Origin of the sequence: Streptomyces botrytidirepellens (assembly GCF_003721215.1) — a bacterium.
In the GTDB taxonomy this organism is placed as follows: domain Bacteria; phylum Actinomycetota; class Actinomycetes; order Streptomycetales; family Streptomycetaceae; genus Streptomyces; species Streptomyces himastatinicus.
The window spans coordinates 1-14,659 of the sequence record NZ_RIBZ01000817.1 but is presented as its reverse complement, the minus strand read 5'-3'; the positions used below and the strand labels follow the sequence as shown (position 1 = coordinate 14,659).

General features: G+C 71.9%; 13 protein-coding genes. 6 read left to right on the top strand and 7 right to left on the bottom strand.

Annotation, left to right across the window (positions count from 1 at the left end):
- The 4 genes from EEJ42_RS42090 to EEJ42_RS42075 form a co-directional block, all read right to left on the bottom strand.
- A partial coding sequence (locus EEJ42_RS42090) for an AAA family ATPase (RefSeq protein ID WP_148082207.1) occupies positions 1–839 on the bottom strand: 839 nt, incomplete at its 3' end.
- The gene (locus EEJ42_RS42085) at positions 836–1,996 is read right to left on the bottom strand and encodes an exonuclease SbcCD subunit D (RefSeq protein ID WP_123107416.1); all 1,161 of its coding nucleotides are present in this window, start codon (positions 1,994–1,996) and stop codon (positions 836–838) included. The genes EEJ42_RS42085 and EEJ42_RS42090, both read right to left, overlap by 4 nt.
- Positions 1,997–2,149: 153 nt before the next feature.
- On the bottom strand, positions 2,150–4,057 hold the full coding sequence (locus EEJ42_RS42080; RefSeq protein ID WP_246097713.1) for a SulP family inorganic anion transporter: 1,908 nt from the start codon (positions 4,055–4,057) through the stop codon (positions 2,150–2,152).
- 188 nt (positions 4,058–4,245) lie between these two features.
- Positions 4,246–4,848, bottom strand: coding sequence for a carbonic anhydrase (locus EEJ42_RS42075; protein ID WP_123107415.1), 603 nt, complete (start codon positions 4,846–4,848; stop codon positions 4,246–4,248).
- Between the two features lie 174 nt (positions 4,849–5,022).
- Between EEJ42_RS42075 and EEJ42_RS42070 the strand changes: the two genes are divergently transcribed.
- Both EEJ42_RS42070 and EEJ42_RS42065 read left to right on the top strand, forming a co-directional pair.
- The gene (locus EEJ42_RS42070; RefSeq protein WP_123107414.1) at positions 5,023–5,811 is read left to right on the top strand and encodes a response regulator transcription factor; all 789 of its coding nucleotides are present in this window, start codon (positions 5,023–5,025) and stop codon (positions 5,809–5,811) included.
- Positions 5,808–7,304 (top strand): sensor histidine kinase, encoded by a 1,497-nt coding sequence (locus tag EEJ42_RS42065; RefSeq protein ID WP_123107413.1) that lies wholly within the window; start codon positions 5,808–5,810, stop codon positions 7,302–7,304. Before EEJ42_RS42070 ends, EEJ42_RS42065 begins: the two co-directional genes overlap by 4 nt.
- A 45-nt stretch (positions 7,305–7,349) precedes the next feature.
- On the opposite strand, the gene EEJ42_RS42060 is transcribed toward EEJ42_RS42065, so the two are convergent.
- From EEJ42_RS42060 to EEJ42_RS42050, 3 genes are all read right to left on the bottom strand, one after another.
- The gene (locus tag EEJ42_RS42060; protein WP_123107412.1) at positions 7,350–7,979 is read right to left on the bottom strand and encodes a YigZ family protein; all 630 of its coding nucleotides are present in this window, start codon (positions 7,977–7,979) and stop codon (positions 7,350–7,352) included.
- Between the two features lie 9 nt (positions 7,980–7,988).
- On the bottom strand, positions 7,989–8,306 hold the full coding sequence (locus EEJ42_RS42055; protein WP_246097712.1) for a hypothetical protein: 318 nt from the start codon (positions 8,304–8,306) through the stop codon (positions 7,989–7,991).
- A 111-nt stretch (positions 8,307–8,417) separates the two neighbouring features.
- Positions 8,418–8,756, bottom strand: coding sequence for a helix-hairpin-helix domain-containing protein (locus EEJ42_RS42050; protein ID WP_184503526.1), 339 nt, complete (start codon positions 8,754–8,756; stop codon positions 8,418–8,420).
- 539 nt (positions 8,757–9,295) lie between these two features.
- On the opposite strand from EEJ42_RS42050, the gene EEJ42_RS42045 reads away from it, so the two are divergent.
- From EEJ42_RS42045 to EEJ42_RS42030, 4 genes are all read left to right on the top strand, one after another.
- Positions 9,296–10,045, top strand: a complete 750-nt coding sequence (locus tag EEJ42_RS42045) for a hypothetical protein (protein ID WP_148082206.1) — start codon at positions 9,296–9,298, stop codon at positions 10,043–10,045.
- Between the two features lie 14 nt (positions 10,046–10,059).
- Entirely contained in the window at positions 10,060–11,259 is a 1,200-nt protein-coding gene (locus EEJ42_RS53495) for a copper amine oxidase (RefSeq protein WP_123107409.1), read from the top strand.
- A 64-nt stretch (positions 11,260–11,323) separates the two neighbouring features.
- The gene (locus tag EEJ42_RS42035) at positions 11,324–12,676 is read left to right on the top strand and encodes a serine hydrolase domain-containing protein (protein ID WP_123107408.1); all 1,353 of its coding nucleotides are present in this window, start codon (positions 11,324–11,326) and stop codon (positions 12,674–12,676) included.
- Between the two features lie 122 nt (positions 12,677–12,798).
- A partial coding sequence (locus tag EEJ42_RS42030; protein ID WP_123107407.1) for an amino acid adenylation domain-containing protein occupies positions 12,799–14,659 on the top strand: 1,861 nt, incomplete at its 3' end.

Below are 14,659 nucleotides of genomic sequence, written 5' to 3'. Positions count from 1 at the left end.
GCCTCGTGCACGGCTTCGGCGCCGCGCAGCGCCGACGCCGCGATGTCCCGGCGTTCGCGGGCCCCCGCGCGGGCGAGGGCGGCCCACTCCAGGACGGCGTCGGCCAGGCCGGGTTCCCCGGCGGCTGCCTCCGGCAGCGGGTGCGCGTCCAGTTCGGCGGAGCGGCCCGCGGCCTGGGCCATGCGGTGGGCGAGCGCGAGGAGCCGTTCGTCACCGCCGATGACGCGCTTCTCGGCGGCCCGCCGCTGCTCGGCGAGCCGCTCCTCGACGGCGGCGAAGCGGCTGGTGTCGAAGAGCCTGCCCAGCAGCTTGGCCCGCGCCGGTTCGTCCGCGCGGAGGAAGCGGGCGAAGTCGCCCTGCGGCAACAGCACCACCTGGCAGAACTGATCCCGGCTCATGCCCAGCAGCTGTTCGATCTCGGCGCCGATCTCCTGGTGCGAGCGGCTGAGCGCCTTCCAGGTGCGGGAGTCGGCGTCGTAGGCGCGCAGCAGGCTCTGCGCCTTCTCCTTCGTCACCCCGGTGCCGCGCTTCTTGGGACGGGGCTGCTCGGGCCGCCGGGTGATCTCCAAGCGCCGTCCGCCGACGGTGAGTTCGAGGACGACCTCGGTCGGGGTCAGCGGGTCGGCGTGGTCGCTGCGCAGGGAGAGCCCGCTGCCCTGCCGGGCGCCGGGCACCTGCCCGTACAGGCCGTAGCAGACGGCGTCGAGGACGGACGTCTTGCCCGCGCCGGTGGGCCCGTGCAGCAGGAAGAGCCCGGCGGCCGACAGCTCGTCGAAGTCGACGTGCTGGGTGGCGCCGAAGGGGCCGAAGGCGGTGACGGTCAGCCGGTGGAGCCTCATCGCGGGTCCTCCCCTGACGTCCTGACGGCTTCGAGGGCGTCGCCGAGCAGCACGGACTCCCCCGCGTCCGGGCCCCGCCCGCCCCGTACGTGGGCGACGAAGTCCTCGGCGATCTCCCGGTCGGTGCGGCCGCGCAGCCGCTGCGCGTAGGACGCCAGCGGGTCGTCGGGGGGCCGCTCCGGGTCGAAGACCAGGCTGAGGACGTGCGGGAAGCGCGCCGCGAGCCGGGCCATCGGCTCGTACGGCCGCACCGGGTCGGTCAGCGTCGCCTCGACCCACGCCGTCTCGTGCCGGGCGAGGTCCGGGTCGGCGAGCAGGTCCTCCAGCCGCCCCCGGAGGCGGGCCAGCGGGCGCGGTACGGGGCAGTCGACGCGCTCGGCGGCGGAGAGGCCGCCGTCAGCGCCCAGTTCCACGAGCCACATGGACTTGCGGTGCGCGGCCTCGGAGAAGGAGTACGCGAGCGGCGAGCCCGAGTAGCGGATCCGCTCGGTGAGGGTCTGACAGCCGTGCAGATGCCCGAGCGCCACGTAGTCGACGCCGTCGAAGACGTCGGCGGGGACGGAGGCGACTCCGCCGACGGTGATGTCCCGTTCGCTGTCGCTGACCGCGCCACCGGTGACGAAGGCGTGCGCGAGGACGACGGACCGGGTGCCGGGCGGCCGGGTGGCGAGGTCGGCGCGCACCCGGTCCATGGCGGCGCCGAGGACCGCCGGGTGTCCGGCGGCGGGCGCGCCCAACGTCTCGCGCACCAGGCCGGGTTCGAGGTACGGCAGGCCGTAGAAGGCCACGTCGCCGTGGCGGTCGGCGAGGACGACGGGGATGCCGCACCCGGCGGGGTCGGTGCGCAGATGGATCCCGGCCCGCTCGATGAGCCCGGCGCCGACGCCCAGCCGCCGGGGCGAGTCATGGTTGCCGGAGATCATGACGGTCGGTACGCCGAGGTCGGCGAGCCGGTGCAGGGCGTCGTCGAACAGCTCGACGGCGGCCAGCGGCGGTACGGCCCGGTCGTAGACGTCCCCCGCGACGAGGACGGCGTCCACCTCCCGCTCCCGGACGGTCGCGACGAGGTGGTCGAGGAACTCCCGCTGCGCCGCGAGCAGGCTGACGCGGTGGAAGGACCGTCCGAGGTGCCAGTCGGAGGTGTGCAGAATTCTCAACGATCGACTCCGACCCGCACGCTTGTCCTTCCTCCGCCCCATTCGGTCAGCAACGCGCCCGTACCGGATCAGCGCTACGGGCACCGACCACGTTAACCGCGATCGGTGCCCGGGTCCGCACGGACCTCGCTTTTGTACCCGTGTGTACCTGTGTTACCTGCGTGTCTCGTCCCACCGGTGGTCGTCGAAGAGGTCGACGCCCTCGGGGTAGCCCGTGCCGTAGCCGTCGCTATAGCCGTGGCCATCGCCGTAGCTGTGGCCGTCGCCGTAGCCGTCGTGGTGGCCGTTCACCGGACGGGGGTCGAGGTAGTACCACTCGGCCGTCGGGCCGGGACCGGCGGAGGGGTCGGCCATCGGTTCCGGACCGCTGGACAGGGACCCGCCGAACGGGTCGCCGGACCACGCGCCGGTCGCCGCGGCTGCCTCCGGCTGCCGCGCGGGCTCCTTGGCCGCCTTCGGCGCGTTCAGTTCGTTCGGCATCAGCAGTTCCACCCGCACGCCGGGGGTGGCCCGCTTCTGGGCGACGAACTCCTCGACCTGGTTGCGGCAGGCGTGATCCAGGTGGGTGACACCCATCAGATCGAGCCGGATCCGCTCCTTCTCAGAGGCGCCGACGGCTTCGAGCGCGTCGATGAGCTTCGGCAGCCGCAGGAAGGTGGCGTTGCCCTTCATGACGACCTTGGCGGTGTCGCCCTCGATGGTGTGCTCGACGGAGGTCTGCGACATCCGCAGCGCGGCCAGCACGATTCCGGCCGCCAGCCCGATCAGCACCCCTTCGAGCAGCGCGGTGGCGACGATGGCGAGCGTGGTGAGGGTCATCACGATGAACTCGCCGCGGTCCTGGTGCCACATCTTCGGGAACTGCTCGGGGGCGAGCAGCTTCCAGCCGCTGTGCACGAGGACACCGGCCAGCACCGAGATCGGGATCAGGGCGAGGACGCTGGGCAGCAGCAGGGCGAAGGCGAGCAGCCACAGGCCGTGCAGCGTGCGGGAGAGCCGGGTCTTGGCGCCGGACTGGACGTTGGCCGAGCTGCGCGCGACGACGGCGGTCATGGGGAGCGAACCGAGGATGCCGCAGATCGTGTTGCCGGCGCCCTGGGCGATCAGCTCGCTGTTGTACTGGGTGCGCTTGCCGTCGTGCATCCGGTCGACGGCGGCAGCCGTGAACAGGCTCTCCGCCGAGGCGATGACGGTGAAGGTGACGATGGCGGTGAGGATCGCGGGGTCGGCGAGCCCGGCGAACTGCTCGGGGCCCGGGACCTGGATGGCGGCCAGCAGATTGCCGACCTGGAGCGTCTTCACCTCGACGCCGGGGAGCGCGGCGATGCCGATGCCGAGGCCGACGGCGACCAGCGCGGCGGGGATCTTGTTGACGGGCCCCGGCACCTTCTTCCAGACGAAGCTGAGGACGACCGTGGCGATGCCGAGCCCGGCGGCGATGGCCGCCTGGGGGTTCGCCAGGGTGTCGGCGACGAGTCCGGGGAAGGCGAGCATGTTCTCGATGGGCGTGCCGGGGGCCTTGTTGTCGGCCAGCGGATACGACTGGCTGACCATCAGCGGCAGGCCGATACCGGCGAGCATGCCCTGTACGACGGCGACGGAGGTGGCCTGGAACATCCGGCCGAGGCGGATCAGCCCCAGCGCGATCTGGAGGATTCCGGCGCCCAGCACGATCACGCCGAGCATGGCGATGCCCTGCGCCTCCACCGTCTCGGCGACGAGCGCGGCGAGTCCGGCGGCGGGCCCGCTCACCTGGAGGGTGCTGCCCGGGGTCATGCCGACGACGAGGCCGCCGATCACGCCGGTGATGATGCCGAGTTCGGCGGGGGCGCCCGAGGCGACGGCGACGCCGATGCACAGGGGCAGGGCCACCAGGAAGACCACGAGCGAGGCGCTGATCTCGGTGCCGAGGTTGACCCCGGCGGTCTTGCCGCCCTTGGGAAAGAGCCCCTTGGCGTCGCGTCCTCCGGTCCCGTCCTCCGCTCCGGCGCCCGTGCGGGTGCCGGGTTCCGCCCCGGTGGCGGGGCCAGCACCGGCCCCGCCACCGGGTGTCTTAACCATCCCTTTCACTGTGTCGAACGTTTCCGTAGCCGGCCCGCTTCTGTCGTCCGGCGTGTGGGCCGGGGTGTACGCCGGACCGTGGGCCGGGCTGTGGGCCGGGGCCGGGCTCTGGGCCGCCCAATCGTCGACGTATATCGGGGGACCGGCCGTTTCCGTGGGGGCCCGGCCTCGTGCATGCCGTCCTGTCGTCATGAGTGCACCCGGAAATCGCCGTCCGCTTCGAGTTCCCACAACTCGGCGCTGTCGACTTGGTAGAACCAGCCGTGCAGCCGCAGTTGGCCGTTCTCCAATCGGCGCCGGGCGGCCGGGTATTCCCTGAGCGCATCGAGCTGATTACGGACATTCAACTGGGCCAATTCCTTGAGGCACGGGTCCTCTTCGGCGGAGCCGAGCCTCGGGGTCAGTCCGGGCCGGGCGACGTCGAGCCACGCGCCGACCCCGGGCATCCCGGACAGATCCGCCCCGGAGGCCAGCGCTCCCATGGCGCCGCAGTGCGAATGGCCGCAGACGATGACGTCCTGGACGCCCAGCACCTCCAGCGCGTATTCGATGGTGGCGACCTCGCCTGAGACCAGGTGCATACCGTGCGGCGGAACGATGTTTCCCGCGTTGCGCAGCTCGAATATCTCACCGGGCCGGGCCCCCGTGATGAGCGCCGGAATCACCCGGGAATCCGCGCAGGTAATGAAGAGGGCCTGTGGAGATTGCCCGTCGGCAAGCTTCCGGTATTCGCCGCTGTCGAAATCGACCCGGCTCCGGAACGAGCGGGCGTGTTCGAGGAGAGTCTGCATCGTGCCTCCCTGACGGGTGATTGCTACCAGATGCCATTCACCGTAAGGAGGCATGTGTCAGGCGAGGGCTAAACGAACACTAGAGCATTGCAAGTTCTTCGCCAATATTCGGGGCCGCACTCGCAACATTACAAAAACCGGGACGCGGATCCGGCGCTGCGGTAGACAGGACCCATGACCGTACGAGCACTGCTGATCGAGGACGACGAGACGATCGCCGAGCCCCTCGTGGAGGGGTTACGGCGATACGGGCTGACGGCCAGTCATGTCGGCACGGGTGCCGCCGGGCTGGAAGGGCCGTACGGGGACATCGTTCTGCTCGACCTGGGACTGCCGGACATGGACGGCATCGACGTCTGCCGCGGCATCCGGCAGGTCTCCGACGTACCCATCATCATGCTCACCGCGCGCGGTGAGGAGGCCGACCGGGTACTCGGACTGGAACTGGGAGCGGACGACTATTTGGCGAAACCATTCAGCATGCGGGAGCTGATCGCCCGCATCCGCGCCGTCACCCGTCGCACCCAGCGCACCGAGACCGCACCCACCGTCCCCACGGCGGCATCCCCCACCGCCACTCCTCCCCCACCGGTCTTCGAACCGGAACCCACCCCCGCCCCGGCGCCGGCACCCGTCCAGCACCAGACGCTGGAGGGCCAGGAGCCGCTGATCGTGGACCGCAGGACCCGGCAGGTGTGGGTCGGCGGCACCCCGGTCGCCCTCACCCCGAAGGAGTTCGAGCTGCTGGCCCTGCTCACCGAGGATCCCGGCGCCGTGTATTCGCGTCAGCAGATCCTCGACCGGGTGTGGGATCCGCACTTCCACGGGCCGACCAAGACCCTGGACGTGCACATCGCCACCCTGCGCCGCAAGCTCGGCGACCCGGCCTGGATCCAGACCCTGCGCGGCGTCGGCTTCCGGCTCGCCGTGCACACCGGTGTTCCGGAGGCCGCCCGGCCGTGACCCGTCGTCTGCTGCTCGGCTATCTGAGCCTCGCCGTCCTGGTTCTGCTGTGTTTCGAGATCCCGCTCGGCTACATCTACAGCCGTTCCGAGAAGGAGCGGGTCATCTCCGCGGCCGAGGACGAGGCCGAGTCGGTGTCCGCGTACGCCTCGCTGTCCATCATGGCGGGCCGGCAGGACCGTGAACTTCCGACGCGGGTCAAGCACTGCGCCGAGCGCATCGGCGGCGAGGTGCTCATCGTGGCCGCCGACGGCAGAGTGCTCGCCACCTCCCATCAGCTGGCCGCCGAGGAGGGGCGGGACATCACGTCCCGGCCCGAGATCGCGGCGGCGCTGGGGGGCCGTGACGCGGTCGACGTACGGACCTCCACCATCGGCGGGGTCAGCTATCTCTCGATCGCCCTGCCCGTCTCGCACGGAAACCAGCTCCAGGGCGCGGTCCGGCTCACCGTCCCCACCGACGCGGTGCACTCCAAGGTGCACCGGGCGTGGCTGCTGCTGGCCCTGGCCGGGCTGGCGATCCTGACCGGGGCCGCCGCGGTGTCCCTGGTCTTCGCCCGCTGGACCAGCCGCCCCATCGTGGAGCTGGAGCGCTTCGCGCACCGGCTGGCCGACGGCAAGGCCCCCACGCCCGCCCCGGCGACCTCCGGACCCCCCGAGGTCCGCAGCCTGGCGGCCACCTTCAACCAGACCGCCGCCCGGCTGGCCCATCTGCTGGAGGCCCAGCGCGCGTTCGCGGCCGAGGCGTCCCACCAGCTCAAGACGCCGCTCGCGGCGCTGCGGCTGCGCCTGGACAACGTGGAATCCGACGTCCCCGAGCACGCCCGCCCCCAGCTCGTCGCCGCGACGACCGAGACGGACCGGCTGGCCCGTATGGTCGAAGGGCTGCTGGCGATGGCCCGGATGGAGGAGGGCGCCGTGACCCCGGAGCCGATCGACCTGGACGAGCTGTGCAGGGAGCGGCTGCGCACCTGGACCCCGCTGTTCCAGAAGCACCACGCCCACCTCGTCCTGCGCGGGCTCCCCGTCGGCTACGCCCTCGCGGTGCCCGGCGCCGTGGAACAGATCCTGGACAACCTGCTCTCCAACGCGCTGCGGTCGTCGCCGCTGGGCAGCACCGTCACCCTCGACGTCCGCCACCCGGCGCCGGACCGCCGCCATCTGCACCGGGACGGCCGCCCCACCTGGGTCGAGGTGCACGTCATCGACCAGGGTCCGGGCATGACCGCGGAGCAGCGCCGCCGTGCCTTCGACCGCTTCTGGCGGGCCCCCGACTCCCCCAAGGGCGGCACCGGCCTCGGGCTCTCGCTGGTCCAGCGGCTGGCCCACGCCAGCGGCGGCGAGGCCACGCTGAACGCGGCACCCGGCGGCGGGCTGGACGCCGCCGTCCGGCTGCGGTCCCCGGCCCGGCCCGGTGGTGGCCCGGGACGCCCGGCCAGAATGCACCTGCGCCGCAAGCCCGTCCCGGAGCCCACCGCCCAGACTCCGGTCTGAGCCCGGGGCAGGCCCCGGGGCGTGTCCGCACAGTCGCGTCGCGCCTCAGGGAGCCTCTTCGTATGCCTCGCCGCCCAGTTCCAGTCCGGCCGTCCCCGCGGTGGCGTCCGCGAGCCAGCCGCGGAAGGCCGCCACGTCCGCCTCGGGCAGCCCCACCTCGATGGTCACCGCCTCCGCGTACCGGACGTCCCGTACCACCCGGCCCGTCGCGCGCAGGTCGTTCTCCAGCTTCCCGGCCCGCTGGTGGTCGACGGTGACGGTCGCCAGCCGGAACCGGCGGCGGGTGACGGTGCCCAGCGCGTCCAGCGCCTCGCCGACCGCTCCGCCGTACGCGCGGATCAGCCCGCCCGCGCCGAGCTTCACGCCCCCGAAGTAGCGGGTGACCACGGCCACCACGTACCGCATCTCCCGGCGCACCAGCATCTGGAGCATCGGTACGCCCGCGGTGCCGCCCGGCTCGCCGTCGTCGCTCGCCTTCTGTACGTCGCCGTCGGCGCCGATGACGTAGGCGTAGCAGTTGTGGTTGGCGGTGGGGTGCTCCTTGCGGACGCGCTGGATGACCTCCTGGGCCTCCTGCTCGGTCGCGGCGGGCGCGAGCGTGCAGAGGAAGCGGGACTTGTTGATCTCGACCTCGTGCACGTCTTCGCGCGCGACCGTCCGGTACTGCTCCTGCATCCGGCCAGCCTACGCTGCGGCTTCTTCATCGGCGGTGGCCAGGAGTGCGGCGTGGGTCGCCGCGGTGAGGACCGCCGCGGCCAGGGCCCATGAGATCCAGTTGCCCGGGTTGGGCAGCCACTGCCTGCCCAGCGCGACCGGGTAGACGACCGCCGCGTAGACGGCGGGGACGGCGTGCCGCACGATCCCCTTTCTGGCGGCGCCGAGGAACAGGGGCGGCGCCAGCAGCCCGGCGGTGAACACCACGCCCACGACCCACAGCGCGCGGTGGCGGCGACTGGTGTACATGGGGGTGGTGGAGGACGCGGGGGCGGGGAATGGGTTCACGTTCACCTCTCGGCGGTCGGTGTACGGGTCATGGGCATAGGCACGGATCGATCATTTGGCCGATTTCTCACTCCCCGAACTCCAGTTCCGATGAAATGTTCGAGGGAGTCGCTAACCGCCCGGTTCGGAGCGGAGGCAGCTGAGTGCGCGCCGCGCGCTCGCGGCTCCGATTCCCTCCAGATCGCGTAACTGCTGGGCGGAGAGACTGGACAACCGTTCGACACTGTCGACACCGGCGCGCAGCAAGGTGTTGGCCAGCCGATGCCCGAATCTGTCGTGTCCCAGTACGTCGAAGAGTTCGCCGCCCTCGCATGAACAACCGGCCTCCCGGTCCAGCGTCCCCGGCACCTTTTCCCGTACGCGGCACGCGGAGCACACATCGATCACCTGGCCATCGCGGAGGGTCCTGGCCCAGCTCAGCGGGACCATCGCCGCTCGCGCCGCGCTCACGGTGTCGGTCGCGTCGGATGTACAAGTGGCGCCACAGATGTCACATCGAATGGTGATCGAATGACTCATGTGAGCATGATGGCAGACACGGCGCCAACCGGCTTTGCACACCGATACTTTGCGACGCCTCGGCCCTCCACAACATTCCCCGGATCTCGCGCGTCCCACCCCTGAAACCGTGGTACTCGGCGAAATGCTGCCCACCGGCACATGCGTTTCTCACGGTGCCTTCATTACAAATGCGACTGTTACAGCGCCCGGAGGGGTGAAAACGTGAGCCGACAGTGGACAGCGCAGAGTCCGGGGGGATGCGCGCGCTGGGCGTAGGAAGCGTGAGGAAGCGTCTCAATTCCCTCGGATGAGGCGCCTGAGAAGGCCCTCGCCCCAGCGGTCACACCCCTTTGATGCCTGCCGGGTGCTGTCACGGAGCCCTGCCCGGGGCTCACTTGACCGACAACGGGAACGGCTGGGTGATGACAATCAACGCCACTGGGGACGGTACGGCCGACGCGAAGGGCCACCGGAAGCGTGGATGGCGCGTGTCCGCGGCCGTGGGCCTGGCGGCGGTGCTGACCGGCGGGGGGATCGTGGCGTTGCAGGCGACCGGATCACCCGCGCCCGGCGGCCGCTCGGCGCCCGCGGCGAACGTCGCCTCGCACACCGGGCCGCTGACGTCGAAGGAGACCCGGGAGGCGTCCCGGATCGCCGTCGGGACCGAAGACGGACAGCGGGGCGAGAAGAAGGACACCCAGGGCAAGAAGAACGACGGCGGGGAGAAGAACGCCGCGGGCGGTGCGGGCGCCGAGGTGCTGGACACCCGGCGTCCGGCGCGCGCCAAGTCGGCGGCCGCTTCCACCCCCGACAGCGAGGCCGAGGTCCAGCTGTACGACTACGCCTCCGACAGCCTGATCACCCGGCTCGTCGATCTGCGCTCCGGCAAGGTCGTCCGCTCGACCCGCCAGCAGGAGGTCCAGCCGCCGCCCACGCCGGCCGAGGTCCGGCAGGCGGTGAAGGTCATCCTGGCCGACCGCCGTCTCGGTGACGGGATGCGCGCCTCCTACCGGGCGGAGACGAAGAAGCGGCTGACCTCGCCCTCCCAACTGCTGGTCCAGGGCATGTCGTTCCTCGGGTCCCGTGCCGAGGGCGTGAAGGGCGCCGAGCAGGTGTCGCAGTGCGGCGCCCACCGGTGCGTCCAGCTCTTCGTGCGCATTCCGGGCGGCAAGTGGATCGACACCAGCAGGATCGTCATCGATCTCTCGGCCGGGCGCACCGCCGTCATCGGCCTGTGAGGGGAGCTCAGTTCGTGTTCAGTTCGTTTCGGCGTGCCCGTGTGCTCCTGGCCGTGGTGGGTCTGCTGACGCTGTGGGTGCCGGGTCCCGCGTCCGCCGCTCCCCGGAAGGCCCCGGCGGCTCCCGACTGCCCCAAGGCCAACCGCATCGACCAGACGCTCAAGAACGGCGCCCGCTGGCAGATGTGCTGGAACATCGACCGCCAGACGGGTGTGGAGCTGAGCGATGTGACGTACACCCCCAACCGGGGTACCCCGACGCGCGTCCTGAAGAGCGCGTCGATCGCCGAGGTGCACGTGCCCTACGACAGCGGCCAGCCGCGCTTCTACGACGTGTCGTCCATCGGCCTCGGCGACCTCGAACAGGGCACGCTCACCAAGCTGTCGAAGGACGACTGCCCCACCGGCAAGCTCGGGAACTACCGGGACACGCCCGTGATGTGCAGTCAGGAGCAGCCGCGGCCGTTCGCGTACAAGAGCGCGGTGGAGAAGAGCGTGCGGCACGGGACCGATCTGACCGTGTTCTCGGTGTCCGAGATCGGCTGGTACGACTACATCATGGAGTGGCACTTCTCCGACGACGGTGCCATCACCCCGCGCGCGGGCGCCACCGGATCCCTCTCGCCGTTCGCGTTCTCCGACGCGACCAGCGGGTGGCCGACGGGGGTGGGCTCCCAGCGGTTCAGCGAGAACCACTCGCACAACATCTTCTGGCGGCTGGACTTCGATGTGAACGGCCAGTCGAAGAACGTCGTCGAGCAGTACGACTTCGAGGGCAGCGGCACCGCCAAGCGCACCATGAAGCGCACCGAGCTGTCCAAGGAGACCGGGGCGGACCTGGCGCCCGCCCGCTTCTGGCGGGTGGTGAACCCGGCGGCCGAGAACGACGACGGCCACCCCATGTCGTGGGAGATCGACAACGGCGACAGCGATCAGTACCGGGGCCCGGGCGACACCGAGAAGTTCACGCACCACGACGTGTACTTCTCGCAGTACCGGGCGTGCGAGCGGCTGGCCTACGGCAACACCGCGAAGGGCTGCGCCGCCTCGGTGGACAAGTACACCAACAGTGAGAAGGTCACCGACCCGGTCGCCTGGGTCAGCGTCGACTACCACCACGTGCCCCGGGACGAGGACCAGGACCCGATGCCCACGCACTGGCAGAGCTTCCGGATCGTCCCCCGGGACGTCACGGCCACGAGTCGGCTGCCGTGACCGCCCCGATCCGTTTTCCGTCCCCACCCTTCGCGGCAAGGAGTGCACAGTGTTACACCGGCCCATGGATACGTCCGGAGACAAGCGGCGGCCCACGGCGCCCCACCGCCTCGAGGACCGCCTCCACGCCCTGGCGCGGGCCCATCAGGTGCCCGGAGCCCAACTCGCCGTGCACAGCGGCGGAACCACCCGCGCCATGCACACCGGGGTGCTGGACTCCATAACCGGGGAGCCGTTCACCGCCGGGACGGCGGTGCCCATCGGCTCCCTCACCAAGTGCTACACCGCCACCGTCGTCATGCTCCTCGTCGCGGACGGCGACGTGGAGCTGGACGACCAGCTCGGCGACCATGTGCCGGAGCTGCGGCGGGCCGGGCCGCCGTGCACCGTACGACAGGTGCTCAGCCACACCGCCGGGCTCGCGTCCGGGCCCGACTCCGACCATGTCGCCGCGCTGACCACCGCGCGCTATCTCCAGGCCCACTGCGCCGACGGCACGCTGGTGATGGAGCCGGGGACCGACTTCTCGTACTCCAACGCGGGCTATGTCGCGGCGGGCCGGCTGATCGAGACGGTCACCGGGATGAGCTGGCAGGACGCCGTACGGTCCATCCTGCTGGACCCGCTGGGCACCGTGCCGTCGTTCATCGGCGCGCCCGGTACGCCCGAGCGGCAGGCGGCGCGCGGCCACTCGGCCAACAAGGCGTCGGGCCGGACCCGGCCGGTGCGGCAGAACCTCGCCCCGGCGGAGGCCGCGGCCGGTGCCCTGATGGCGAGCGCGCCGGACCTGGTGGCGCTGGCCCTGGCCCACACCCATGACGGGCCGGGCGGGCTGCTGCCGCCGGAGCTGGCGGAGGAGATGCGGCGGCCGGTGCCCGGTGCCGACCCCGGTGTCCTCGCCGACGGCTGGGGGCTGGGGTTCGCGCTCTTCGAGCAGGGAGAGACGACCTGGTTCGGGCACGACGGGAACGCCCAGGGCACGTCCTGCTATCTGCGGGCCGACCCGCACACCGGCACCGTGGTCGCCTTTACCAGCAACTCCAACAGCGGCGCCGACATGTGGCACGAACTGAGCGCCGAGCTGGAGGAGTTCACCGGCATCCCGGTCCCCGGGACCCCGGCCCGGCCACGCCCGGCGGCCACCCCCATGGCCGCGACGGCGCAGTGCACCGGGACCTATCTCAACGGCGACATCGAGTACCAGGTGACGATGAGCGACAGCGGCACCCTCGCCCTGTCCGTGGACGGTGACGTCCCCGCGCCACTGGTCTGTCACGAGGACCTGACCTGCGACCTGGTGGATCCGTCCTCCGGGCGCCGGATCCCCGGTGGCCGTTTCGTGCGCGACCCGCGCACCGGCACGGTCGACCGCATTCAGCTCTCGGGCCGGATGGCCCGCAAGAGCGTCTTGGTCTGAGGTTCGAGGTTCCCCACCGCACACTCCCCACCGCGGCCGTCTCCCCCGCTTTGCCACGGCCGCGCGCGGCGCCTCATCACCCGAGTTCCACCCTTTCAACCGCTCTGAAGGGCCGCACCGACATGATGGACCACTACGACAACGCATCGGGTTCGGCGTCCTCGTCCGAGGACCCCCCGGGTCTGCCTCCCGCGGCGTGGAACGCCACGTCACGCGCCGTCTCCCGCGTACCGCTGGGTGAGCTGTTCGCGTCCTGGGCGGCCCGTACCCCGCGAGCCGCGGCGCTGGTGGCCGGGGACCGGACGTGGTCGTTCGGTGAGGTCGACGCCTGGGCGAACCGGCTGGCCCACCACCTCATCGGGCGCGGTGTGGGCCCCGAGCGCGTGGTGGCACTGGTCCTGCCGCGCTCGGCCGAACTGGTGGTGGCCGAGCTGGCGGTGGCCAAGGCCGGGGCCGCGTTCCTGCCCGTGGACCCCGCGCACCCCGAGGAGCGCCGGGCCATGATGCTGGCCGACGCGCGGCCGGTGGTGGTCCTCGACGATCCGGAGCACATCCGGGCCGTGACCGGCCCCGAGCACACGCCCGGCGACGCGGACCGGCTCGCGCCGCTGCTGCCGGAGCACCCGGCGTACGTCATCTACACCTCCGGCTCCACCGGTGTGCCCAAGGGCGTGATGGTGCCGCACACCGGACTGGGCAACTTCGCGGCCGCCACCGCCGACCACTACCAGGTGCGGCCGGGCGACCGGGTGCTCCAGTTCTCCTCGCCGAGTTTCGACGCCTCCGTACTGGAGCTGTGCTCCTCCCTGCTCGCCGGGGCGGCGCTCGTGGTGCCCCCGGAGGGCCCCCTGCTGGGCGCCGAACTGGCCACCGTGCTGCGGGAACACCGGGTGACCCACGCCCTGATCCCCCCGGCGGCCCTGGCGACGGTGCCCGCGGAGGAGGTCCACGAGGGGCTGCCGGAGTTCCGCACCCTGATCGTGGGGGCGGAGGCGTGCCCCGTCGATCTGGTGGACCTGTGGGCGCCGGGCCGGCGGATGGTCAACTCCTACGGCCCGACCGAGGCCACCGTCGTGGCCACCTGGACGGACGCCTTGGAGGCGGGCTCCGGCAACCCGCCGATCGGCCGTCCGCTGCCCAACACCCGGGTGTACGTGCTGGACGAGGCGATGCGGCCGGTGCCGGTGGGCGCCACCGGGGAGCTGTACATCAGCGGCGCGGGAGTGGCGCGGGGCTATCTCGACCGCCCGGGGCTGACCGCGGAGCGCTTCGTCGCGGTGCCCTTCGGGCCGCCCGGCGCCCGGATGTACCGCACCGGTGACCTGGCCCGCTGGAACACCGACGGCGAGGTGGAGTTCCTCGGCCGGACCGACCACCAGGTCAAGGTGCGCGGCTTCCGCATCGAACTGGGCGAGGTGGAGGCCGCGCTGGCCCGCCACCCGGACGTCCGGGCCGCCGTCGTCACCGTCCGGGAGGATGAGCCCGGGCTGAAGCGGCTGGTCGGCTATGTGGTGCCCACCGGCGGGGCCACGCCGCCCCGGGCCGCGGAGCTGCGGGCCGCGGTCGCCCGGCTGCTGCCCGCGCACATGGTGCCGTCCGCGTACGTCGTGCTGGACGCGTTCCCCCTCACCCCGCACCGCAAGATCGACCGGCAGGCGCTGCCCGCCCCGTCCGCCACCGCGGAAGGGCACTCCCGCCACATCGCCCCGCGCACCCCCGCCGAGGCCGCTCTCGTCCAGGTCTGGACCGAGGTGCTGCCGGTGGACACCGTGGGCGTCGAGGACGACTTCCTCGGGCTGGGCGGCGACTCCATCCTCGGCGTGCGGCTGCTGTCCCGGCTCCGGGCGGAGCTGGGCGTGGAACTGTCGCTCCGGGAGCTGCTCGACGCCCGGACCGTGGCGCGGCTGGCCGCGCGGCTGCCGGAGGAGGCCGCCGAGGCGCCGGAGGCGCCGATCCCGCCCGCCCCGCGCGACCGGCCCCTGC

What these genes read in the sequence shown, in the direction of transcription:
- EEJ42_RS42080 (WP_246097713.1), bottom strand. Translation starts at nt 4,057, where the DNA reads ATGGTTAAGACACCCGGTGGCGGGGCCGGTGCTGGCCCCGCCACCGGG.
- EEJ42_RS42075 (WP_123107415.1), bottom strand. Translation starts at nt 4,848, where the DNA reads ATGCAGACTCTCCTCGAACACGCCCGCTCGTTCCGGAGCCGGGTCGAT.
- EEJ42_RS42070 (WP_123107414.1), top strand. Translation starts at nt 5,023, where the DNA reads ATGACCGTACGAGCACTGCTGATCGAGGACGACGAGACGATCGCCGAG.
- EEJ42_RS42060 (WP_123107412.1), bottom strand. Translation starts at nt 7,979, where the DNA reads ATGCAGGAGCAGTACCGGACGGTCGCGCGCGAAGACGTGCACGAGGTC.
- EEJ42_RS42035 (WP_123107408.1), top strand. Translation starts at nt 11,324, where the DNA reads ATGGATACGTCCGGAGACAAGCGGCGGCCCACGGCGCCCCACCGCCTC.